This window comes from Arthrobacter sp. 10T44, from assembly GCF_056393885.1.
Window position 1 is genome coordinate 21542 of sequence record NZ_JBFTGT010000009.1, and the last position, 21150, is coordinate 42691.

Sequence of the window (21150 nt, forward strand, 5' to 3'; positions counted from 1 at the left end):
ACAGCTGCGCCGTAAGCTAGGCCCATGGCTAGCAACTGGGAGCGCCTTGACCCCGCGCTGCGCGAATCCGTGCAGGACAACGTGGAACTCTATGAGCGGGTCCGTCCTGCCCTGAAACTGGTCACCCGCGAAGTGCTGCTGACGCTGCGTGCCATGCTCAAGGGCACCGAGGTGACGCCGCTGTTCGTGACCGGCCGGACCAAGACGGTGGAGTCGTTCCGCGAGAAGATTTCCCGCATTGAGGAACCGCTGGAGCCGGGCGGGCCGCCGGTGCTGAAATTTCCGGACCCGTTCCGCACGCTCAATGACATGGTCGGCATCCGCGTCATCACCAAGCTCCCGGCCGAAAACGCCGTCGTCGCCAACCTGATCAAGCGCCAGCGCCAGCTCTTCGACTGCCGCGGCGACCGCGAGAAGGACATCGGCTCGATCGAGTCCGGAACCTACGGCTACTCCAGCCGGCACCTGATCCTGCGGACCATCCAGAATGATGCCGTCAAGGAGTACCAGCAGGCCTTCAACCCGGAGGTGCAGCCCAACGGCAGCTACTTCTTCGAATGCCAGATCCGGACGGTCTTCGCGCACGCCTGGAGCGAAATTGAGCACGACATCCGGTTCAAGGCCGAGGATCCGCGGGCATGGACCCCGCATTTCGACCGCCAGTTCACCGCCACGGCCGCCATGTTGGAGACCGTGGAGGGGGCCTTCGCGGACCTGCATGAGCGCTACGAGGAGGTCCGCAGCTACTGGGACATGGACGGCGAGGGCGCCGCGCAGCTCACCCCGAACCGGATCCGGGACGTCTGGCGGACACTGCTGCCGCACGTGGACCGCAAGGTCGACGACGACTGGGGCTGGGCCGCCGAGTTGATGGCCGCGCACGGTTTGAACCAGACCGTGCAGCTCGCGGGCCTGCTCAGCGCCAACCGGATCACCGAGGTCCGTAAGGCCCTGGACCACCGCTACTCCCCGGGCCCCGACCGGCTGCTGGACGACCTGCTGCTGTGGCAGTACGGAACGGCGCACATCGACCTCACCGCGGAACCGGCCGACGCCGTCCCGCACCCGCGGCGCGACAGCCTGCTGCGCCGGCTCAAGCAGATCGAGCGCTACCGGCTGACGCAGGGCTAGGGCTGGGGAATCGGCGCCCCGCCGATGCGTTTGCGGCTTAGGAAACTGCCCCGCCAAAGCGCCTGACGTAGCGACGCTGCCAGGGCGTCTCCACGGCGGTGCGCCGGTAGTTCCGCCGCACGAAGGCGACAGCTTCGGCGGGCGGGACGCCGTCGAGCACCGCGATGCAGGCAAGAGCGGTGCCGGTCCTGCCCCGGCCCGCCCAGCAGGCCACCTCGACCCGCTCCGTCTCCGCGCGCCGCCACGCCTCCCGGAAGGCGTCTAGGGCATCGGCGTCGTCGGCGGGAACATGCAGGTCCCGCCAGCGGACCCAGCGGGAGTCCCACTCCGTCGGATGCGGGCGACTGCCCAGCAGGTACAAGCCGAATTCGGGCCGTGGACCGGACGGGAACGGCGCCAGCAGGCCCCGGCCACGGATCAGGCGTCCGGAAGGAAGACTGAGCACACCGGGTTGACCCGGTTCCCATGTCTGCGCCATAGTCCCGAGCGTAGCCCCTCCCGGTACCCGGTTGAAGGACCCCAAATTAGGGCCAGACGGGTCTGGCGGTAACCGATCCCGGTCCTTAGAGTGGCCGGAACTCAAGAACCGCTGAAGGGAATCCAAGGATGTCATTCCAGGCGTACCTCGACACGATCGAGGACAAGACCGGGCTTACTCCCCGCCAGCTCCTCGAGCTCGCCCGGCAGAAGGGCTTCGCGGACGCGCCCGCGCAGGCCGGGGAGATCCTCGACTGGCTGAAGACGGATTACGGGCTGGGCCGCGGCCACGGGATGGCACTCGTCCACGTCATCCGGCAGGGCCCCGGCATCAGCAGCAAGCACGTTGGCGCCACCGGCGCGCACAGCGACGAGTCTGACACGCTCTGGCTCGACGGGAAGGCATCCAAGCCGTCCTCGTAGCGCCCGGTTCCTAGTGCCCGGTTCCTAGTGCCCGGCGCCGAGTTTGCCGCCGAGGCGTTCGCGCATGTGGACGCTGGCGTCGTTGAGGCCGACGACCAACACGTCCTTGCCGTGTTGGTGGTATTTCTCAGTGATGGCGTCCAGCGCCGCGATGGTGGAGGCATCCCACAGATGTGAGGCATGCAGGTCGATGACCACGCGCTGGGGGTCCAAGGCGTACTCGAACTGGGTATAGAGGTCGTTTGAGGAAGCGAAGAAGAGTTCCCCGTCGACCCGGTAGGTGGCGACGTGGCCGCCGTCGACCTCTGCCACGGTGCGGTGCACGGTAACGAAGTGAGCGACCCGCCGGGCAAACATCACCATCGCGACCAGCACCCCGACGCCGACGCCGATCGCCAGGTTGTGGGTGGCGACGGTGACGATGACGGTGGCGACCATGACGGCGGTTTCGCTCTTGGGCATCATTTTCAGGGTCCGCGGACGGACACTGTGCCAGTCGAAGGTGGCCACGGAGACGAAAATCATCACGGCAACGAGCGCGGCCATCGGGATCAGCGAGACGATGCCGCCCAAGGCCACCACCAGGATCAGCAGGAAGACACCGGCCAGGAAGGTGGAGATCCGGGTGCGGGCGCCGGAGGCCTTCACGTTGATCATGGTCTGGCCGATCATTGCGCAGCCACCCATGCCGCCGAAGAACCCGGTGACGACGTTTGCCACGCCCTGGCCCCAGGCCTCCCGGGTCTTGGGCGAGCGGGTGTCCGTGATGTCATCGACCAGTTTGGCGGTCATCAGGGATTCGAGCAGCCCCACGAAGGCCATGGCGAGGGCGAAGGGGAAGATAATTTGCAGGGTCTCGAGCGTGAAAGGCACGTTCGGGATGAAGAGCGCGGGCAGCGAATCGGGCAGTGCGCCCTTGTCCCCCACGGTAGGGACGGCGACGGCGGCGAACACCGTGATGAGCGTCAGCGCCACGATAGCGACGAGCGGGGCAGGGACTGCCTTGGTGAGCTTGGGAAGCCCGAACACGATCAGCAGCCCCAGCGCCGTCAACGGGTAGACCAGCCACGGGACGCCGATCAACTCCGGCAACTGCGAGAGGAAAATCAGGATGGCCAGCGCATTGACGAAGCCCACCATCACCGAGCGCGGGATGAAGCGCATCAGCTTGGCAACCCCGGAGAGTCCCAGGATGATCTGGAACAGGCCGGCCAGGATCACCGCGGCGACTAGGTAGTCCAGCCCATGGGACTTCACCAGCGGGGCGATCACCAGGGCGACGGCTCCGGTCGCAGCCGAAATCATTGCCGGCCGGCCGCCGACGAAGGAGATGGTGACGGCCATGGTGAAGGACGCGAAGAGCCCGATTCGCGGATCGACGCCGGCGATAATCGAGAAGGCGATCGCCTCCGGGATCAGGGCCAGCGCGACGACGAGTCCGCCCAGGACCTCTGTCTTCAGCCGCCGAGGGGACAGCAGGGCGCCCCGGACCGATTGCAGCTGTTCGGGAGTGAAGGCCGGGGAATTCCCGGCGGTTTTGACGACCATCGCTGGCTCCGTTCAGGGTCAGGAGGCGCGGCAGGGCCCCTCAGTTGCGAAGAATGCAGGGGCGCAGCACTGCGCCGGCAGGGAGCGGGACCGGCCTTGGCGGTCGCACCACTCCCCACAAACCCTACCCTAACGTGATGGTAGAGTTTCAACTGGACGAAGGAAGGGGTCCCCATTGACGGACGCGAGCCGCAGCACCATGCACATCGGCGAACTGGCAGAACGCACCGGACTGTCCTTGCGGACTATTCGCCATTACGACGATGTCGGGCTGCTCCCCGCGACGGCCCGCACCGGGGGCGGCTTCCGGGTCTATTCCGAGGCTGACGCCGCGCGCCTGATGCTGATCAAGCAAATGAAACCGCTGGGCTTCTCCCTCGAGGAGATGGCCGAAATCCTGGGCCTGCTAAATACGGAGGCCGCCGGCCCCGCTGACACTGCTGGCGCCGACGCCCGGCTGGCTGAATTCCTGGAACGGGCCGAACACCAGCGCGCCAAGATGGCCCGCAACCTGCGCCAGGCGGAGGAGTTCATCGCCATACTGGGCCAGCGAACCCCGTCGCCTAACCCCGCTAGCCCGGCACCGGGGCTTTAAATCTGACATACTCGTCCGCCGATTGGTCATAAAGTGGCCGCATGGCGGACGCTGGTGGCACCATGCTTGGATGCTTGAGGCAACCAAATCCCCACAGTCCGCACCGGAGTCCCGCACTGACGCGGCCAGCCCGGTCAATCCGGCCCTCGCCGCCGAGGCGAAGATCGCCCGCATTGCGGTCACCGTTTTCCCGCTCCTGGTGGTGGTGGCCGGCGTCGCCGGTTTCCTCCTGCCGGGCGCCTTCAAACCGCTCGCTCCGAGCGTGCCGTACCTGCTCGGCATCATCATGTTCTGCATGGGCCTGACCCTGACCCCGCCGGACTTCGCCTCCGTGGCGAAGCGCCCCTGGGCCGTGGTGCTGGGCATCGTGGCGCACTACGTCATCATGCCCGGCGCCGGGTGGCTGATCGCCCAGGCACTGCACCTTGAGCCGGAACTCGCCGTCGGCCTGATCCTGGTCGGCTGCGCCCCTTCGGGCACGGCGTCGAACGTGATGGCGTTCCTGGCCAAGGGCGATGTGGCCCTCTCGGTGGCCGTCGCCTCCGTGTCCACGCTGATCGCCCCGATCGTCACGCCTTTGCTCGTGCTCTTCCTGGCCGGGTCCTACCTTCAGATCGACGCCGCAGGCATGGTGCTGGACATCGTCAAAACCGTGCTGCTGCCGGTAATCGCCGGCCTGCTGGCCCGCCTGTTCCTGAAGAAGGTCGTCGCCAAGGTGCTTCCGGCGCTGCCCTGGGCCTCCGCCGTCGTCATTTCGCTGATTGTGGCAATCGTCGTGGCGGGCAGTGCGAACAAGATCGTGGCCGCCGGCGGCATCGTCTTCCTCGCCGTGGTGCTGCACAACGGCTTCGGCCTGGGCCTGGGCTACCTGGCCGGAAAGCTCGGACGCCTGGACGACAAGGCCCGGCGCGCCCTGGCCTTCGAGGTGGGAATGCAGAATTCCGGCCTCGCGGCGACGCTGGCCACGGCCCACTTCAGCCCGCTGGCGGCCCTGCCGTCGGCCGTGTTCTCGCTCTGGCACAACATCTCCGGCGCCATCGTGGCCGCCTGGCTGGCCCGGCGCCCGCTGCGCGACGCCTGATTCCCGCCGGGGCCCTTCCCGGTTCACATCGATTGCTCCGTAACCGCCGTTTTCAAGCCTCATGACGGCGGTTACGGAGCAATCGACGTTTGACGAGCGGACGTCGATGCTCGGCAGCCGTTCCGTGACGCGGCGCGAAACCTGCCTTGCGGTGGAAGCTCGGGGTCAGCAGGATGAAGTAGACCGGATTCAATGCACGGCAGGGAGGTGGAACTCGCTCATGGACGACCAGTACACAACTGAACGGGACAGCTTCGGCAGGCTGCTGGCGGACCGGCAGGTCTGGCGGCAGGCCACCACGATCCCAGCAGCCGGCGAACTGACGGCACGCTGGCTGGAGGGCCGGAGCCAGTACCAGCCGGGAACGTTCACCCCCGGCATCGATGCGGAGACGGAGGCGATCGCCGGCCAGCTGGCGGCACTCAACCGGAACGGGCTGTTCACCAAGGAGTCGCAGCCCGGGCTCCGCGAGGGCGGCAACGTCCAGCGGGCCTACGTGACGGGCTACTGCACCCCGGAGTCGGCGGGCAGCCTTCTGGACCTCTCCTCGCGGACGGAACTGGTGACGGTGGCACACGCCCCGGGGGAAATGAGCCGCGCCTCGATTCCCGTGACACTGCAGGACGCCGAGATCGTTACCGTGCTGGGCACCAGCGAAAGCCCGATCGAAGCGGACCAGCTCAAAGACTGGTCCGCCGAGGCCAACGAATCGCTGGCGCTGGTGCTGGCCGAGTCCTGGTACGTCGAGATTTTCGACCCCGTCTGGGGCCGGGACGGTGTGCTGCTGGCTGCCGTGCTGGACGCACTGGCACAAAGCTGACGACGGCGGCTGCCTCAGCCGATGCTGGCTGCCTCGTCGAGCGTGCGCGATTCGAAGTGCTCCAGCATCTCGCGCATTGCGTCCACCCCCTGGGTGAAGGTGGCTGATGCCCGCCACTGTTCAATCTGTTCGAGTGATTCCCAGGGGCCGGTGCTGATGAACCGGTTCCTGACGTCATGGTCGTGCATCAGCACGGCCTTGGTGTTGGGATAGTCCTCCTGCGTTTTCCTCGCCAAATCCCGCCAGGCCTGGACAAAATCATTCTCGCGTCCCGGGTGGACCAGCCAGATTCCAAGCGTGTAGACAGACATGGCTGCCGCCTTCCATTCTCCGTACGGGGTTGATACCGCCGATTATGTTCCCGGGACGCGCGTGGCGGTAGGGCCGGACTGCCCGGCGGTACGGCCGAAAGCTCGGAAGGCGGCCCGCTCGACGGACGAGCATGCCCAGCCCTGAGCGCCGGGGTTGGACATAGTGGCACTATGTCCACCCGCCGGCTCGGGAGGTGGGCATGTCCCGCGGCTACCCGATCAGCGCCAGCACCGCTCCGGCCGTGACCACGCCGCCGGCTTCGGCCCGGACGTCGGTCACCGTTCCGTCCCGGTGTGCGGCGACCTGGGTTTCCATCTTCATCGCTTCGAGCACGACGACGGGTTCCCCCGCCGCGACCTCGGCCCCCGGCGCGACGAGCCACTTCACCACGGTCCCGGCCATGTGGGCCCGCAGTTCCCCCGGATCCGCGGGCGCGGCAGCGCCGCCGTCGGACGCGGTCCCCGGTGAGCCCTCCGGCGAGCCCCCAAGCGAAACTCCGGCAGGCAGCGCCCGGCCGGACCGCGCCCAGCCGTCCAGCAAATCCGCCGGCAGCCCGACGGCGAGCCGCTTGCCGTCGACCTCGACCGTGATGGTGCGGCGTTCGCCGTCGGGCGCCGTGGTGCTATAGCCGGGGTCTGCCGGAATCCGGTCAGCGAAGTCGGTCTCGATCCAGCGGGTGTGGATTCCCAGCCCGGCCTCGGAGGTGAAGTCCGGGGACTCCAGCACGGCCCGGTGGAACGGCAGCACGGTGGCCACCCCGGTGATGCTGAGCTCCGCGAGGGCGCGGCGGGCGCGGCGCAGGGCCTGCTGCCGGTCCGCGCCGGTGACGATCAGCTTGGCCAGCAGCGAGTCGAACTGCGGCGGGACAAACGAGCCGGAGCGGACGCCGGAGTCGAGCCGGACCCCCGGGCCGGTGGGGCCGGAGAACCCGGTCACGGTGCCCGGCGAGGGGAGGAAGCCGCGGCCCACGTCCTCGGCGTTGAGCCGGAATTCGAAGGAGTGGCCGCGGGGTGCCGGGTCCCCGGTGAGCCGCAGCGGCTCCCCGGCCGCGATGCGGAACTGCTCCTGCACCAGGTCGATCCCGGTGGTTTCCTCGGTGATGGGGTGCTCCACCTGCAGGCGGGTGTTGACCTCCAGAAAGGCGACCGTGCCGTCGGCGGCGACGAGGAATTCCACCGTGCCGGCGCCGGAGTAGCGGGCTTCCCGGCAGACCGCCTTGGACGCCCGGTAGATCTGCTCGGTCTGCTCTTCCGTGAGGAAAGGTGCGGGGGCTTCCTCGACGAGTTTCTGGTGCCTGCGCTGCAGCGAGCAGTCGCGGGTCCCGACGACGACGACGTTCCCGTGGGTGTCCGCCAGGACCTGGGCCTCCACGTGCCGGGGCCGGTCAAGGTAGCGCTCCACGAAGCACTCGCCGCGGCCGAAGGCGGCGACGGCCTCGCGGACGGCGGAGTCGAAGGCCTCCTCGATTTCGTCGAGCGCGCGGACCACCTTCATGCCGCGGCCGCCGCCGCCGAACGCCGCCTTGATCGCGATCGGCAGTCCATGCTGCTCGGCGAAGGCGCGGGCTTCGGCGGCGGAACCGACCGGGCCGTCGCTGCCGGCCACGAGGGGCGCCCCGGCGCGGACGGCGGTTTCACGGGCGGTGATCTTGTTGCCAAGCAGCCGGATGGCGTCGGGCGCGGGCCCGATCCAGGTCAGTCCGGCGTCGAGGACGGCCTGGGCGAACTCGGCGTTCTCGGACAGGAAGCCGTAGCCGGGGTGAATGGCATCGGCGCCGGATTCGGCGGCCGCGGCCAGCAGTTTGGGGATGTTCAGGTAGGTGTCGGCGGGCGAATTGCCGCCCAGGGCGAAGGCCTCGTCCGCCGCGGAGACGTGCACCGCATCGGCATCGATGTCCGCGTAGACGGCGACGGACGCCAGCTGGGCGTCGTCGCAGGCCCGGGCGATCCGGACGGCGATTTCGCCGCGGTTGGCGATCAGGACCTTGCGCATCAGTTACTCACTTCTTCGTCGGGGGCTTTTTCGGCGGGGGTGCGGTCGGAGGTGGCGGGGCCGGTGGTGCCGGAGTCCGCCCAGCGGAAGCGGATGGTCCCGCCGATCGGGACCTGCGCGGCGAGGTCCAGTTGCGAGTCGACGACGACGGCGATCACGGGGTAGCCGCCGGTGATGGGGTGGTCGGCGAGGAAGAGCACCGGCAGGCCTTCGGGCGGGATCTGCAGCGCACCCGCGACGGTCCCTTCGCTGGCCAGCTCCCCGTCCCGGGTGCGCTGCAGCGGTGTTCCGTCGAGCCGCATGCCCACCCGGTTGGACTGCGGCTTGACCAGCCACTCCTGGGCGGTAAGCGACTCCAGCGCCTCGGCGTCGAACCAGTCAGCGCGCGGGCCGGGGACGACGTCGAGCACGGTCACCCCGGTGCCGGGGAACTCGGGCTGCAGTTCCGGGTGGCCGACGACGCCGGACTCGGAGTCGCCGCCGGTGGCCAGGAGCTGCCGCGCGGTCAGCGGCGCCGGGCCGATCCCGGACATCGTGTCGGTGGAGCGGCTGCCGAGGACCGGGGCGGCATCCACGCCGCCGCGGACCGCGAGGTAGCTGCGGAAGCCGCTCTCCGGCGCGCCGATGCTGAGCGTCTCGCCGTCAAGCAGGGCGAACGGGGTGGCCATCGGCACGGTACGGCGGTCGGGCTCCGCGTCAGGGCGGCCCGGGGTGGTGATGGCCAGTTCCGACGGCGCCCCGGCGACGGCCAGGACCTGGTCCCCGACGGCCTGGACCGTGAGCCCGCCGGCGGCGGTCTCGATCGCCACTGTCTCAATACCGGCTGCGCCGGGCGCGTTGCCGACGAGGCGGTTGGCGCGGCGCAGCGAGGCGCGGTCCAGGGCGCCGGCGGCGGAGACACCCAGTCCGGAGTGGCCGTGGCGTCCGAGGTCCTGGATCAGGCTCTGCAGGCCGGGCGAGACGATCCGGAGTCCCGAAGTCACCTCCGGCGCGGGGGTCTCGGGCTGCGGTTCCGGGGCAAGCGCCACCGTCTCCCGGACCGCGCGGAACTGGATCCGATGGCCGGGCGCGGCCAGGGCGGGCTGCTCGCGGTCCAGGTCCCACATCCGGGCGGCGGTGTGGCCGATCAGCTGCCAGCCGCCGGGTGAGCGGCGCGGGTACACGGCCGAGTACGTTCCGGCCAGCGCCACGGCACCTGCGGGAACGGCGGTGCGCGGGGAACTGCGGCGGGGAACGTTGAGGACTTCGTTCTCCCCGACGAGGTAGCCGAATCCCGGGGCGAATCCGGCGAAGGCCACCGTCCACTGCTGGCGGCAATGGGCGGCGATCACGCCCTCGATCCCGAGCCCGGTCAGCTCCGCCACTTGGGCGAGGTCCGCGCCGTCGTACACGGTGTCGATGACCACGAGGCCGCCGTCGCGCTGCACCGGGGCGGTGAGGTCGAGCTGCAGCAGCTGCGCGGCGATCCGGCGGGCGGCGACGGGCGAGTCGGCCGTAACCATGACGGTTTCGGCGGCGGCGAGCACGTCCAGTTGCCCGGGCAACGGGTGCTCAAGGAGCAGCGCCTGCAGCGCCAGCACGCCTTCGGTGCCGGTGAGTTCTGCGAGCACCGCGCGGGTGCCCACCGCCCGCACCGCGTTCACTTTGTGGACGGCCGCCTGCCGCGCTGCCACCGTTTCCATTGCTGTCTCCATCATTGCCGCCGTCTCCAGGGTCCGCGCCGTTTAGGCGCGGGCTTCCTGCAGCAGCCGCTCTTCCTCGGCTGTCTGCGGGTTCCGGCCGATCGCCAGGCCTACCACCGTCACCACGGCGGAGACCGCGAGGTAGCCCGCGATCAGGAACCAGTTGCCGGTGGCGGCGTAGAGCGCCGTAAAGACCAGCGGGGCAATGGCGCCGCCGATCACGCCGGCGAGGGTGTAGGCCAGCGAGCTGCCGGCGTAGCGCAGCCGGGCCGGGAACTGCTCGGTGATGTAGGCGGCCTGCGGGCCGTACATGAACGCGTGGAAGGCAAGGCCGATTACGACGCCGATGGTGAGCATCAGCACGGACTTGCCTTGGATCATCAGGAAGAACAGCGGGATGTAGAGGGCCGTGCCAACGGCGGCGATGCCGTAGACGAGGCGCCGGTTGAAGCGGTCCGTCAGCGCGCCGGCGGCCGGGATCAGGGCGAGCTGGAAAGCCGAGCCGATCAGGATGGCGCCGAGGACGTTGCCGGTGGTCATGCCCAGCTGCTTGGTGGCATAGAGGGCGACGAAGACAGTGAAGAGGGAGTAGAGCACGTCGGGGCAGATGCGGGACAGGGCGGCTGCCAGCAGCGCGCGGGGTTCCTTGGTGAAGACCTCTTTGATGGGGGCCTTGGGGGCCTCGCCGTGGGCCTGGATGGCCTTGAAGACGGGGGTTTCTTCGAGCTTGAGTCGGATCAGGAGGCCGAAGACCACCAGCAGGGCGGAGGCCAGGAAGGCCACGCGCCAGCCCCAGGACAGGAACGCCTCGTTACTGAGGGTTGCCGCGAGGAGGGCCAGCACACCGTTGGCCATCAGGTTGCCGGCCGGCGGGCCGATCTGGGCTGCCGAGGACCAGAAGCCGCGCTTGCGGGCGTCGCCGAATTCGCTGGAGAGCAGGACGGCTCCGCCCCATTCGCCGCCGACGCCGATGCCCTGCGCCAGGCGCAGCAGCACCAGGATCGCCGGAGCCGCGACGCCGATCGCGGAGTAGTCGGGGAGGGCGCCAATGAGTACCGTGGCGACGCCGATAAGCATCAGTGTGACCACCAGGACGTGCTTGCGGCCGATCCTGTCGCCGAGCCGGCCGAAGATGACGCCGCCGATCGGGCGGGCCAGGTAGCCGACGGCGAAGGTGGAGAAGGACAGCAACAGGCCGACCAGCTCGTCGCCCACCGGGAAGAAGATCTTGGGGAAGATCAGCGCCGACGCCACGGAGTAGATCGCGAAGTCGTAGTACTCCAGCGAGGTGCCGGTGAGGCTTGCGATGTAGGCCTTGAGGGCGCCAGGGGGCAGGTTCCTCTTGCCGGGCCTCTTGCCAGGCCTCTTGCCGGGCCTCTTGCTTGCGGCCGGGGCGGCCTGGTGCGGTGCGGTCATGATGTTCCTCCAGATGCGGGTGCTGCCTGTGCTGGGTGGGTGTGCTGAAGTCGCGCCGGGCTCAAGACGCAGCGCCGGTGAGGCTGTTGGTGTTCCTAGATGAATGAGGCGGTGCCGATGCCGGCAGCGCTAAGCGCTTCGCGAACCGCGGCTGCCATGGCTACGGCTCCCGGGGAGTCGCCGTGGACGCAGATGCTTTCGGCCCGGATTTTCAGGATGGAGCCATCGATGGTGCGGACGGCTGAATCGGTGGCCATCCGGAGGACATGTTCGGTGACCTCGGTGTGGTCGTGCAGCACGGCTCCGGGGAGGGTGCGGGAAACCAGGGTGCCGTCGCGGTTGTAGGCGCGGTCCGCGAAGGCTTCGGTAACCGCCCGGATCCCGGCCGCCTCTGCCAGGCGAAGCACTTCCGAGCCCGGCAGGCCCAGGATGGGCAGGTTCGGATCCACGGACTTCACCGCGTCGACGACGGCCCGCGCCTGCGCGGTGTGCGCGACGATCGCGTTGTACAGGCCGCCGTGCGGCTTGACGTAGCTGACCTGGCCGCCTTCCGCGGCGGCCAGGGCCTGCAGCGCACCGATCTGGTAGACGACGTCGTCCGCCAGCTCGTTCGGATCGATGTCGAGGAAGCGGCGACCGAAGCCGGCCAGGTCGCGGTAGCCGACGTGGGCGCCGATCCTGACGCCGGCGGCGACCGCCTCGCGGCAGGTCCGCCGGATGACGCTTGGGTCTCCGGCGTGGAAGCCGCAGGCCACATTGGCGCTCGAAACGGAGCGGAACATTGCTGTGTCGTCACCGAGGCTCCAGCGTCCGTAAGACTCGCCGACGTCGCTGTTCAGGTCGATGGTGTTTAGCCCGGTGTGTGCCATTTGTGATCCTCGTCTCAGTGCTTGGCCCCCTCTTAGGATGCACTATCCCGTGGGATTGTTCAACAATCCGACGATTCCCGTTTTGGACAATCGTGTACATTCGGCACTATGACGACTTCCGAAGCCAGCCCGCGCGCCCTGGCGGCCGCCGCGCGGCTGCGCATCGCCGTCCCCTCCGTGGCGGACCGGGTCGCGGCCGAACTCCGCCAGCAACTGGCCGACGGAGTGCTGCTGCCGGGCACCCGGCTGACCGAGTCGACGATTGCCGAAGACCTGGGCGTCTCACGCAACACCGTGCGGGAGGCCTTCGCCGAACTGGCCGCGGAGCGCCTGGTGGTCCGGCAGCCCAACCGCGGAGTGTTCGTGGCCAGCCTGGCCCCCGGCGACATCCACGATGTGTACACGGTGCGGCGCGCCGTCGAGGTCGCAGCCCTGCGCGGCGGAGGCACTCCGGAGCGGGTGGCCGCGGTCCGTGCCGCGGTCGAGGAAGGCAAGGCCGCGGCGGCCGCCGACGACGAGGAGGCTCTGGGCACCGCCAACCAGCACTTCCACCGCGCGATCGTGGCGCTGGCTGGCAGCCGCCGACTAGACACGATCATGTCGCAGGTTCTCGCCGAGATGCGGCTGTTCTTCCACAAGGCCACCGTGGACGCGCACTTCTACCGGAGCTACCTCGACGACAACGAGCACATCTGCGCCGCACTGGAAGCCGGCGAGCCTGACCGCGCAGCGGAGCTCCTGCTGGCCTACCTCGACCGCTCGGAACAGAAGCAGAGCGCCGTCCACGGCGCGTGAGGTCCCCGGGCGGCGGCCGTCAGGCGGATGTCACAGGCATTCGTCCACGATCTTGCCGGCCACTCCGCCGATGATGGTGCCAAGCCCGGCACCAGCGGCCCCCCCGAGGATGCCGCCGATCGCGGCGCCCGCCCCCGCCAAGGTCTCCTGCCAGTTCCCGCCGGACTTTTTGTAGACAACGCCGGTGCTGCCTCCGCCACCGTCCTCCGTAACGTCGCCGGACAGATAGGAGCCGGCCGACGCCGATGCGAAGGCGAGCGCTACCGGGCTGGCACCTGGTTGCAGGAGCAATTGGTCATAGGATTTCCGGACCTCGTGGTACGCCGCGGATGCCTCCTTCTTGCCGGAGCTGGCGGCAAATCCTTCCTCACAGATCCGGACCAGGACCGGGAGGTCCGCTTCCGTGATCAGCCCCATCTCCAGGAGTTTGTCCAGGATGATTTTGGTTGCCTTCAGCCGGTCGCCTTTGGCCTCCCGCATGATGCGTGCGGTCTCCCGTGAAACCGCGAACTGCAGGTCTCCTGCACCGACTCCCAGCACCTGCTTTTTGTCCAACATTGTGCCCACCTCCATCAACTAGCGTCCTGCAAGTGCGCACAGGTTACGCCCGGGGAGGGGCTTCCGGAAGGCCCCGCGGGTTCCGCGACAGACCCCCGGCTCAGAGCCGCCGGGCTCCCGCGGCGGGGCGCGCGGCAAAGATCTCCGGCGCCCCGAATCCCTGCCCGGCAAAGGCCCGCAGCACGGCCTCTTCCACTCCCCGGGCTTCGGCCGCGGGAACCAGCGCGATGGCGGAGCCGCCAAACCCGCCCCCGGTCATCCGGGCGCCGATGGCCCCGGCGCCGCGGGCGGCGTCCACCGCGAGGTCCAGTTCCGCGCAGGAAATCTCAAAGTCGTCCCGCATGGAGCGGTGGCTCGCGTCCAGCAATTCGCCGATCGCCGCTGCGCCCCGGCTCTCCAGCAACGCGACGGTCCGTGCCACGCGGTCGTTTTCGTGGACGATGTGGCGGACCCTCCGGAAGGTTTCCCCGTCGAGAATACTTTCGGCGCGGGTTAGATCAGTGACGTCGAGGTCCCGCAGGGCACCCACGCCCATCAGCTCGGCACCCCGGGCGCAGGAGGCCCGCCGCGCCGCGTAGCCTCCGTTGGCATGGGCATGCGAGACCTTCGTGTCGATCACCAGGCACACCAGGCCGGCCCCCTCCAGTCCCAGCGGTACCCGGCGAAAGCTTCCGTCGCGGCAGTCCAGGTAAACCGCGCAGTCCTGGGCGCCCAGCATCGAGGCGTACTGGTCCATGATCCCGGTGGGGGCTCCGACCACGTTGTTCTCCGCCCGCCGCCCGACGTCCGCCAACTCGGTGGCGCCCAACTTCGCCCCGGCGAGCTCGGCGAGGGCGGATGCGACGGCGCACTCCAGCGCCGCCGACGAGGAAAGCCCCGCGCCGACCGGGACGTCCGAGGACACCAACAGCTCGAAGCCCGGGACGGAAACCCCGGCCCGCCCGAGCTCCCAGGCAACGCCGGCCGGGTAGGCGGACCAAGCCCCCGCTGGCCCGGGTGCGAAGGTGGCGGGGTCGAAGGTGTTCAGGTCAAACTCGACGGGCGCCGCCCCGGCGAAGGCGGATGCCAGCAGCACGCGGCGGTCATTGCGTGCGGCCACCGCGACCGTCGTCGCCCGGTCGATCGCGAACGGTAGAACCAGGCCCTCGTTGTAGTCGGTGTGCTCGCCGATCAGGTTCACCCGGCCCGGAGCCTGCCACAGCCCGTCCGGGGCATGCCCGAAGTGCGCGGTGAAGGCGTCGGCAAGCTTTACGGCGGGTCCCGCGGTTTCCGTCGGTGTCATGGCGTTCCTGTCCTGCCCGGGACGGTGTCCCGCAGCGCGGCGGCGACCTGTTCCGGTGTGGTGTCGTTGATGAAGGCGCCCATCGCGGCCTCGGAGCCGGCGAGGAATTTGAGCTTGTCCGCGGCCCGGCGTGGCGAGGTGATCTGCAGGTGGAGGTATCCGGAGCGGCGCAGGACCGGGTCCACCGGAGCCTGGTGCCAGGCGCTGATATACGGCGTCGGGGTGCCGTAGAGACCGTCGAGGCGGCCCAGGAGGTCCGGATACAGCACGGCCAGCTCGTCGCGTTCGGCACCGTTCAACGCCGCGAGGTCGGCCACCTGGCGGTGCGGGACGAGGTGGATTTCGAGCGGCCAGCGCGCCGCGAACGGCACATAGGCGCTGAAGTGCTCGCCTTCGACCAGCATCCGCGAGCCGTCGGCCCGTTCGCCGGCCAGGATGTGCCCGGTGAGGGTCCGTCCCGTGTCCGCGAGGAAGGCCTCGGCGGCCCTGGCCATCACCGCGGCCCGCGGCGTGAGGTACGGGTAGGCGTAGATCTGCCCGTGCGGGTGGTGCAGGGTCACGCCGATGTCCTGGCCGCGGTTTTCGAAGCAGAACACCTGCTGGACCCCGGGCAGCGCGCTGAGGGCTTCGGTACGGTGCGCCCACGCGTCGATCACGGTGCGGACCCGCCGGGTGCCCAGATCGGCGAAAGCGCCGGTGTGGTCAGGGGTGAACGCCACCACTTCACAGCGGCCGCCGGCAGTCCCGCGGGTTCCCCAGCCGGGCGAGGACGGTGCGGCGGCGAGGTCTGGCCCCAGCGAGGGGAAACGGTTTTCGAAGACGACGACGTCGTAGTCCGGCGCCGGGATCTCCGAGGGCCGGTCCGGGGTGCTGGGGCAGAGCGGGCATTCGTCCGCCGGCGGCAGGTGCGTCCGGTGCTGGCGGTGGGCCGCCACCGCCACCCACTCCCCGGTCAGCGCGTCGAAGCGGAGCTCACCGGAGGGGCCCCGCTCGGGCAGCGCCCGGGAGTCTTCCGTGCGGCGCTGCTGGGCGCGCGCGCCGTCGTCGAAGTAGAGCAGCTCCCGCCCGTCGGCGAGGCGCGTGCTGCTGACCGCCGTCAGCGATGCGGGGGCATCTTCCCGGCTGGTGCTGCTGGTCATGGTGTCGTCCTTGCGCGGATTGGGTGAAGCGGAATTGGGAGGGCGGAAATCGGGGAGGCGGGATGCGAAACGGGGCCGGGCGGGCCGCCGCTAAACGGCGAAGATGCTCCACGAGGCCCGGTGCGAGGCCCCCGGCTCCAGCCGCACCAGGTCCTGTCCGCTGTTGAAGGCATCCGGCGGGCAGCTCATCGGCTCGACGGCGAGCCCGGCCCTGCCGGTCGCGCGCGGCTCGGTGTCGCCGGTGAACAGCTGCAGCCAGGGCAGGCTCCGGTCCCAGGACATTCCGACGCCGTTGCCGCCGGGGTCCCGGACGGTCAGCCGGGCGCGGCCGGCGTCGTCGAAGCCCAGCCCGGTGAAGGCGTTGTCGATCTTCGTCGCGCCGATGGGACGCGGGGTGCGGAAGTTGAAGGCGTGCCCGCGCACCGGCTGCGGCCCTAGGGGCAGGCGCCGTTCCGGATCGGCCGCCAGGAAGGTGTCGGCCGAAAATTCCAGGGTCCACTCGTCCAGCGGTGCGGGACCGGCCAGCAGGTACGGATGCGGGCAGATGCCGTACGGCGCGGCCCGGTCCCCCGTGTTGGTGGCGGTCACCTCGGCGTGCAGGCCGTCCCCGTCCAGCCGGTAGCTGGCGGTGAGCCGGACCGCGAAGGGGTAGCCCGGCGCCGGGCCGAGGGTGCAGGCCAGCACCAGCGAGGACTCCCCCCGGGCCTCGGCTGTCCAGTCCTCGCCGAGGCCCAGGCCGTGCAGGGCGCAGCGGCGTTCGGGTTCGTTGACCGGCAACCGGTGGCTTCCGCCGTCGAAACTGTAGCGGCCGTCGGGAATCCGGTTCGGCCAGGGGGCCGCGATGATGCCGCGGAAGTCCGGGATCGGGCCGCCGGCCGGGAACGGGAGCACCAGATCGCGGTCCCCGTGCCGCAACTGGCGCAGGGCGCCGGCCCGCGCGGTAAACACGGCACTGTACCCGTCCGCCTCGATCCGGTGGTCGGCCCAGGTCACAGGCCGCCGGCCAGCCGGTAGTACGCCGCATTCCAGTTCAGTTCCTTCTTGAACTGCTTGATCGTGGTGCCCTCGTCGATGGCCAGCAGCTCGGTGCGGGCGATCTCGGCAAAGTCCTCGAAGACCTCCATGCCGACGGCGGTGGTCAGCACGGTGTGGTGGGCCGCGCCGGCGGTCAGCCAGGCAGTCGCGGAGGTGGCGAAGTCCGGCTTGGGCGACCAGAGGGCGCGCGCCACAGGAAGCTTCGGCAGCGGTTCGTCCAGGTCCACGACGTCGACGGCGTTTGCGACCAGGCGGAAGCGGTCGCGCATGTCCGAGAGCGCCACCACGACGCCGGGCCCGGCGTCCGTGTCGAAGACCATCCGGACGGGGTCCTCCTTGCCGCCGATGCCGAGCGGGTGGATCTCGACGCGCGGCTTGGAGGCGGTCAGCGAGGGGCAGACCTCCAGCATGTGGGCGCCCAGGATTTTCTCCTGGCCGGGGGTGAGGTGGTACGTGTAGTCCTCCATGAGGGAGGCTCCGCCGGGCAGGCCGGCGCCCATGACCTTGGCCGCGCGGACCAGGAGCGCGGTCTTCCAGTCGCCTTCGGCGCCGAAGCCGTAGCCGTCCGCCATCAGCCGCTGGACGGCCATGCCGGGCAGCTGCCGCAGCGCGCCAAGGTCCTCGAAGGAGGTGGTGAACGCGGCGGAGCCGTTGGCCTCAAGGAAATGCCGCAGGCCCAGCTCAATCCGGGCGCTGTAGCGCAGCGACTCGTGCCGCGCTCCCCCGGCCTTCAGCTCGGCGGCCACCTCGTAAAGCCGATCGTACTCCGCCACCAGCGCGTCGACGTCGGACTCCGCGGCGCCGTGAACGGCGTCCGCGAGCTCGTTGACGGACCAGGTGTTGACCGAGACGCCGAAGCGCAGTTCGGCCTCGGTCTTGTCGCCCTCGGTGACGGCCACGTTGCGCATGTTGTCCCCGAAGCGGGTCAGTTTGAGCGTCCGCACCGCGGCCCAGCCGGCGGAGGCGCGCTGCCACACCCCCACCTGGCGGGTGACCTCGGGGTTGGACACGTGGCCCACCACCGTCTTGCGCGGGATGCCCAGCCGCGACTGGATGTAGCCGAATTCCCGGTCGCCGTGCGCGGCCTGGTTCAGGTTCATGAAGTCGAAGTCGATCTCCGCCCAGGGGAGTTCCACGTTGGCCTGGGTGTGCAGGTGCAGCAACGGCTTGCGCAGCAGGTCCAGGCCCTGGATCCACATCTTCGCCGGCGAGAACGTGTGCATCCAGGCGGTCACGCCGATCACCGCGTCGTCGGAGTTCGCCTCGAGGGCGGTCCGCCGGATCGCGTCCGAGTCGGTCAACACGGGTTTCCAGACCACCCGGACCGGGACGTCGGAGGAGCTGTTGAGCTGGCGGGCGATCTCCTGCGACTGCTCCGCCACCTGCTTTAGGACGGCTTCGCCGTAGAGGTGCTGGCTGCCGGTGAGGAACCAGACCTCGTAGGGCTCAAGGGAGGTGTTGTGGGCGTGGGTCATGGGTTTCTCCTGGAAATTCTTGGGCTGGTCCGGGCCCTAGCGGCCGTAGACGTTCTGGTAGCGGGCGTGCAGGGCCTCGATCTTGGCCTGGTCGATCGGCAGCGGTTCGCCGAGCTGGCGGGAGATGTGCACGGTGCGGGCCACTTCTTCGCACATCACGGCGGCCTTGACGGCCGCGCGGGCGTCCGCACCGATGGTGAAGGGTCCGTGGTTCTGCATCAGCACCGCCGGGGAGTGCGAGCCGGACAGGGTCTCGACGATCCCGCGTCCGATCGCGTCGTCGCCGATCAGGGCGAACGGTCCCACCGGGATGCTGCCGCCGAATTCGTCGCCCATCATGGTCAGCACGCAGGGGATCGCTTCGCCCCGGGCCGCCCACGCGGTGGCGTAGGTGGAGTGGGTGTGGACCACCCCGCCCACCTCCGGCATATGCCGGTAGACGTATGCATGCGCGGCGGTGTCCGACGACGGCGTGAGCTCCGGGTTTTGCCACTGCGCCGGGGAACCCGCGGCCGCGGTTACGGGGTTGCCGTGCAGGTCCGTGACCACCATGAGGTCAGGGGAGAGCTCGTCGTAGGAGACGCCCGAGGGCTTGATCACCATCAGGTCGTGGCCGGGGACCCTGGCCGAGACGTTGCCGGCGGTCCAGACGACCAGTTCGTACCGGGTCAGTTCGGCGTGCAGGGAGCAGACTTCCCGGCGGAGCCGGGCGATGGTTTCCGGCAGATCTTCCGCTCCGGAGCTCATGCCGGGACCCCCGCGGACAGCAGCGGGGCGGCGGCTTTGCGCTGGATCGCCTTGAGCCGGTGCATGACCTCGTTGGCTCCCCTGCCGAAGTAGTCGTGCAGGGCCCGGTATTCGTGGAACAGTTCCTCGTAGGCTGCCACGTTTTCCGGGATCGGCGTGTAGACCGCTCCCGGTTCGGCGCCCATGGCTTCGGCCGCGGACCGGACGTCGGGGTAGCGGCCCGCGGCGACGGCCGCATGGATCGCCGCACCGAGCGCCGGGCCCTGCGTGGACCCGATCGTGGAGAGCCGCAGCCCCGTTACATCGGCGTAGATCTGCATCAGCAGCTGGTTCTTGATCAGTCCCCCGGCCACAATGAACTCGCGGACCGGAACCCCGGAGTCCCGGAAAGCGTCCACGATCGTGCGGGTACCGAACGCCGTCGCCTCCAGCAGGGCCCGGTAGGTGTCTTCGGGGCGGGTGGCCAGCGTCTGGCCGACAATGACGCCGGAGAGCTCGTGGTCGACCAGGACGGAACGGTTGCCCGAGTGCCAGTCCAGGGCGATCAGGCCGTGTTCGCCGATCGCCTGGCGCGAGGCGAGTTCGGTGAGGTACTCGTGGATGCCGAGCCCCCGTCCGGCTGCCGCTGCGTGGTATTCGGGCGGAACGCCGTTGCCCGTGAACCACCCGAAGATGTCGCCCACACCGCTCTGGCCCGCCTCGTAGCCCCAGAGTCCGTCCACGATCCCGCCGTCGACCGCACCACACATGCCCGGCACCTCGCTCAGCTCGGTCCCGTTCATGACGTGGCAGGTGGAGGTGCCCATGATCGCGACGAGCTGTCCGGGCTCGACTGCGCGGGCTGCCGGGGCGGTGACATGGGCGTCCACGTTGCCGACGGCGACGGCGATCCCCGCCGGCAGCCCGGTCCAGGCGGCGGCCTCGGCCGTGAGGTAGCCGGCTGCGTCGCCGAGCCGGCCGATCGTGTGCTCCAGCTTGCTGCTGACGAAATCCTTGAAGTCCGGGTTGAGCGCAGCCAGGTAGTCCTCCGAGGGGTATTTGCCGTCCTGGTAGATGCCCTTGTAGCCGGCCGTGCAGGCGTTCCGGACGTAGCTTCCGCAGAGCTGCCAGACGATCCAGTCCGCCGCCTCGACCCACCGGTCCATGGCCGCGTAGACCTCGGGGGCTTCCTCCAGGAGCTGGAGGCCCTTGGCGAACTCCCATTCGGAGGAGATCAGGCCGCCGTAGCGCGGCAGCCATTCCTCGCCGCGCTCCCGGCCGAGGGCGTTGATCCGGTCCGCTTGCGGCTGCGCCGCGTGGTGACGCCAGAGCTTGACGTAGGCGTGCGGGCTGTTCGCGAACTCCGGCAGTTCGTTCAGCGGCGTCCCGTCGGCCTTGACCGGCACCATGGTGCAGGCGGTGAAGTCGGTGGCGATCCCGACGACGGCGGCCGGATCGATCCCGGCGTCGGCGACGGCAGCGGGGACCGCGTGCCGGAGGACGTCACGGTAGTCGTCGGGAACCTGCAGCGCCCAGTCCCCCGGCAGACGGGCGGCGTCAGCGCCGGCCAACTCGGCGGGGAGGGTGTCGGTCAGGACGGCGTGCGGGTAGTCGAAGACGCCGCTGCCGAGTTCCTTGCCGTCGCGCACCCGCACCACCACGGCCCGGCCGGAGAGGGTGCCGTAGTCCACCCCGATGACATAGTTTTCGGTGCCGTCAGCTGTGACGTCCATGAAATCCTCCAGTTACGTGCCCGCCAGACCGCGGGCTGAGCTCAATTGTGAGCGCTAACAC

General features: G+C 69.6%; 20 protein-coding genes. 6 read left to right on the forward strand and 14 right to left on the reverse strand.

The window, feature by feature from the left end; translation table 11 throughout:
* The first annotated feature begins 24 nt into the window (after positions 1 to 24).
* Entirely contained in the window at positions 25 to 1131 is a 1107-nt protein-coding gene (locus tag AC1DBL_RS14230) for a GTP pyrophosphokinase (protein WP_476926359.1), read from the forward strand.
* A gap of 37 nt (positions 1132 to 1168) precedes the next feature.
* On the opposite strand, the gene AC1DBL_RS14235 is transcribed toward AC1DBL_RS14230, so the two are convergent.
* Entirely contained in the window at positions 1169 to 1609 is a 441-nt protein-coding gene (locus AC1DBL_RS14235) for a protein-tyrosine phosphatase family protein (RefSeq protein WP_476893453.1), read from the reverse strand.
* 128 nt (positions 1610 to 1737) lie between these two features.
* Here AC1DBL_RS14235 and AC1DBL_RS14240 point away from each other — a divergent pair, with 128 nt between their 5' ends.
* Positions 1738 to 2031 carry a DUF4287 domain-containing protein gene (locus tag AC1DBL_RS14240; RefSeq protein ID WP_441419084.1) on the forward strand — a complete coding sequence of 98 codons (294 nt, stop codon included), beginning with the start codon at positions 1738 to 1740 and terminating at the stop codon, positions 2029 to 2031.
* Between the two features lie 24 nt (positions 2032 to 2055).
* On the opposite strand, the gene AC1DBL_RS14245 is transcribed toward AC1DBL_RS14240, so the two are convergent.
* Positions 2056 to 3579 carry a SulP family inorganic anion transporter gene (locus AC1DBL_RS14245; protein ID WP_441419085.1) on the reverse strand — a complete coding sequence of 508 codons (1524 nt, stop codon included), beginning with the start codon at positions 3577 to 3579 and terminating at the stop codon, positions 2056 to 2058.
* Between the two features lie 175 nt (positions 3580 to 3754).
* On the opposite strand from AC1DBL_RS14245, the gene AC1DBL_RS14250 reads away from it, so the two are divergent.
* The 3 genes from AC1DBL_RS14250 to AC1DBL_RS14260 all read left to right on the forward strand — a co-directional run bounded on the left by AC1DBL_RS14250 (position 3755) and on the right by AC1DBL_RS14260 (position 6075).
* Entirely contained in the window at positions 3755 to 4174 is a 420-nt protein-coding gene (locus AC1DBL_RS14250; protein ID WP_441419086.1) for a MerR family transcriptional regulator, read from the forward strand.
* Positions 4175 to 4244: 70 nt separating this feature from the next.
* Positions 4245 to 5255: a bile acid:sodium symporter family protein gene (locus tag AC1DBL_RS14255; protein WP_441419087.1), complete on the forward strand. Its 1011-nt coding sequence runs from the start codon at positions 4245 to 4247 to the stop codon at positions 5253 to 5255.
* 220 nt (positions 5256 to 5475) lie between these two features.
* Complete coding sequence (locus tag AC1DBL_RS14260; RefSeq protein ID WP_476893456.1) at positions 5476 to 6075, forward strand: DUF6919 domain-containing protein; 600 nt, start codon at positions 5476 to 5478, stop codon at positions 6073 to 6075.
* Positions 6076 to 6089: 14 nt separating this feature from the next.
* On the opposite strand, the gene AC1DBL_RS14265 is transcribed toward AC1DBL_RS14260, so the two are convergent.
* From AC1DBL_RS14265 to AC1DBL_RS14285, 5 genes are all read right to left on the reverse strand, one after another.
* Positions 6090 to 6386, reverse strand: coding sequence for an antibiotic biosynthesis monooxygenase family protein (locus AC1DBL_RS14265; RefSeq protein WP_175322995.1), 297 nt, complete (start codon positions 6384 to 6386; stop codon positions 6090 to 6092).
* Between the two features lie 211 nt (positions 6387 to 6597).
* On the reverse strand, positions 6598 to 8379 hold the full coding sequence (locus tag AC1DBL_RS14270) for an acetyl/propionyl/methylcrotonyl-CoA carboxylase subunit alpha (protein ID WP_441419089.1): 1782 nt from the start codon (positions 8377 to 8379) through the stop codon (positions 6598 to 6600).
* On the reverse strand, positions 8379 to 10073 hold the full coding sequence (locus AC1DBL_RS14275; RefSeq protein ID WP_476926383.1) for a 5-oxoprolinase subunit B/C family protein: 1695 nt from the start codon (positions 10071 to 10073) through the stop codon (positions 8379 to 8381). The genes AC1DBL_RS14270 and AC1DBL_RS14275 overlap by 1 nt, the downstream gene beginning before the upstream one ends.
* 30 nt (positions 10074 to 10103) lie before the next feature.
* A complete protein-coding gene (locus tag AC1DBL_RS14280; protein WP_476926360.1) occupies positions 10104 to 11477 on the reverse strand; it encodes an MFS transporter in 1374 nt (457 codons plus the stop codon).
* Positions 11478 to 11572: 95 nt separating this feature from the next.
* Positions 11573 to 12346 (reverse strand): LamB/YcsF family protein, encoded by a 774-nt coding sequence (locus AC1DBL_RS14285; protein WP_476893459.1) that lies wholly within the window; start codon positions 12344 to 12346, stop codon positions 11573 to 11575.
* A gap of 108 nt (positions 12347 to 12454) precedes the next feature.
* Here AC1DBL_RS14285 and AC1DBL_RS14290 point away from each other — a divergent pair, with 108 nt between their 5' ends.
* Positions 12455 to 13141, forward strand: coding sequence for a GntR family transcriptional regulator (locus tag AC1DBL_RS14290; protein ID WP_476926361.1), 687 nt, complete (start codon positions 12455 to 12457; stop codon positions 13139 to 13141).
* A 30-nt stretch (positions 13142 to 13171) separates the two neighbouring features.
* Here the strand turns inward: AC1DBL_RS14290 and AC1DBL_RS14295 are convergent, their stop codons facing one another.
* The 7 genes from AC1DBL_RS14295 to araB form a co-directional block, all read right to left on the reverse strand.
* On the reverse strand, positions 13172 to 13699 hold the full coding sequence (locus AC1DBL_RS14295) for a hypothetical protein (RefSeq protein WP_476893460.1): 528 nt from the start codon (positions 13697 to 13699) through the stop codon (positions 13172 to 13174).
* 100 nt (positions 13700 to 13799) lie between these two features.
* A complete protein-coding gene (galK, locus tag AC1DBL_RS14300) occupies positions 13800 to 14981 on the reverse strand; it encodes a galactokinase (RefSeq protein WP_441419094.1) in 1182 nt (393 codons plus the stop codon).
* Positions 14978 to 16120, reverse strand: coding sequence for a galactose-1-phosphate uridylyltransferase (gene galT, locus AC1DBL_RS14305; RefSeq protein ID WP_441419095.1), 1143 nt, complete (start codon positions 16118 to 16120; stop codon positions 14978 to 14980). The genes galK and galT overlap by 4 nt, the downstream gene beginning before the upstream one ends.
* A gap of 90 nt (positions 16121 to 16210) precedes the next feature.
* Positions 16211 to 17113, reverse strand: coding sequence for an aldose 1-epimerase family protein (locus AC1DBL_RS14310; protein WP_441419096.1), 903 nt, complete (start codon positions 17111 to 17113; stop codon positions 16211 to 16213).
* Positions 17110 to 18630 carry an L-arabinose isomerase gene (araA, locus tag AC1DBL_RS14315; protein ID WP_441419097.1) on the reverse strand — a complete coding sequence of 507 codons (1521 nt, stop codon included), beginning with the start codon at positions 18628 to 18630 and terminating at the stop codon, positions 17110 to 17112. The genes AC1DBL_RS14310 and araA overlap by 4 nt, the downstream gene beginning before the upstream one ends.
* 36 nt (positions 18631 to 18666) lie before the next feature.
* On the reverse strand, positions 18667 to 19377 hold the full coding sequence (locus tag AC1DBL_RS14320; RefSeq protein WP_441419098.1) for an L-ribulose-5-phosphate 4-epimerase: 711 nt from the start codon (positions 19375 to 19377) through the stop codon (positions 18667 to 18669).
* On the reverse strand, positions 19374 to 21089 hold the full coding sequence (gene araB, locus AC1DBL_RS14325) for a ribulokinase (RefSeq protein ID WP_476917291.1): 1716 nt from the start codon (positions 21087 to 21089) through the stop codon (positions 19374 to 19376). Before araB ends, AC1DBL_RS14320 begins: the two co-directional genes overlap by 4 nt.
* Positions 21090 to 21150 lie beyond the last annotated feature (61 nt).

What these genes read in the sequence shown, in the direction of transcription:
- AC1DBL_RS14230 (WP_476926359.1), top strand. Translation starts at nt 25, where the DNA reads ATGGCTAGCAACTGGGAGCGCCTTGACCCCGCGCTGCGCGAATCCGTG.
- AC1DBL_RS14235 (WP_476893453.1), bottom strand. Translation starts at nt 1,609, where the DNA reads ATGGCGCAGACATGGGAACCGGGTCAACCCGGTGTGCTCAGTCTTCCT.
- AC1DBL_RS14240 (WP_441419084.1), top strand. Translation starts at nt 1,738, where the DNA reads ATGTCATTCCAGGCGTACCTCGACACGATCGAGGACAAGACCGGGCTT.
- AC1DBL_RS14245 (WP_441419085.1), bottom strand. Translation starts at nt 3,579, where the DNA reads ATGGTCGTCAAAACCGCCGGGAATTCCCCGGCCTTCACTCCCGAACAG.
- AC1DBL_RS14255 (WP_441419087.1), top strand. Translation starts at nt 4,245, where the DNA reads ATGCTTGAGGCAACCAAATCCCCACAGTCCGCACCGGAGTCCCGCACT.
- AC1DBL_RS14260 (WP_476893456.1), top strand. Translation starts at nt 5,476, where the DNA reads ATGGACGACCAGTACACAACTGAACGGGACAGCTTCGGCAGGCTGCTG.
- AC1DBL_RS14265 (WP_175322995.1), bottom strand. Translation starts at nt 6,386, where the DNA reads ATGTCTGTCTACACGCTTGGAATCTGGCTGGTCCACCCGGGACGCGAG.
- AC1DBL_RS14270 (WP_441419089.1), bottom strand. Translation starts at nt 8,379, where the DNA reads ATGCGCAAGGTCCTGATCGCCAACCGCGGCGAAATCGCCGTCCGGATC.
- AC1DBL_RS14275 (WP_476926383.1), bottom strand. Translation starts at nt 10,073, where the DNA reads ATGGAGACAGCAATGGAAACGGTGGCAGCGCGGCAGGCGGCCGTCCAC.
- AC1DBL_RS14280 (WP_476926360.1), bottom strand. Translation starts at nt 11,477, where the DNA reads ATGACCGCACCGCACCAGGCCGCCCCGGCCGCAAGCAAGAGGCCCGGC.
- AC1DBL_RS14285 (WP_476893459.1), bottom strand. Translation starts at nt 12,346, where the DNA reads ATGGCACACACCGGGCTAAACACCATCGACCTGAACAGCGACGTCGGC.
- AC1DBL_RS14290 (WP_476926361.1), top strand. Translation starts at nt 12,455, where the DNA reads ATGACGACTTCCGAAGCCAGCCCGCGCGCCCTGGCGGCCGCCGCGCGG.
- AC1DBL_RS14295 (WP_476893460.1), bottom strand. Translation starts at nt 13,699, where the DNA reads ATGTTGGACAAAAAGCAGGTGCTGGGAGTCGGTGCAGGAGACCTGCAG.
- galK (WP_441419094.1), bottom strand. Translation starts at nt 14,981, where the DNA reads ATGACACCGACGGAAACCGCGGGACCCGCCGTAAAGCTTGCCGACGCC.
- galT (WP_441419095.1), bottom strand. Translation starts at nt 16,120, where the DNA reads ATGACCAGCAGCACCAGCCGGGAAGATGCCCCCGCATCGCTGACGGCG.
- araA (WP_441419097.1), bottom strand. Translation starts at nt 18,630, where the DNA reads ATGACCCACGCCCACAACACCTCCCTTGAGCCCTACGAGGTCTGGTTC.
- AC1DBL_RS14320 (WP_441419098.1), bottom strand. Translation starts at nt 19,377, where the DNA reads ATGAGCTCCGGAGCGGAAGATCTGCCGGAAACCATCGCCCGGCTCCGC.
- araB (WP_476917291.1), bottom strand. Translation starts at nt 21,089, where the DNA reads ATGGACGTCACAGCTGACGGCACCGAAAACTATGTCATCGGGGTGGAC.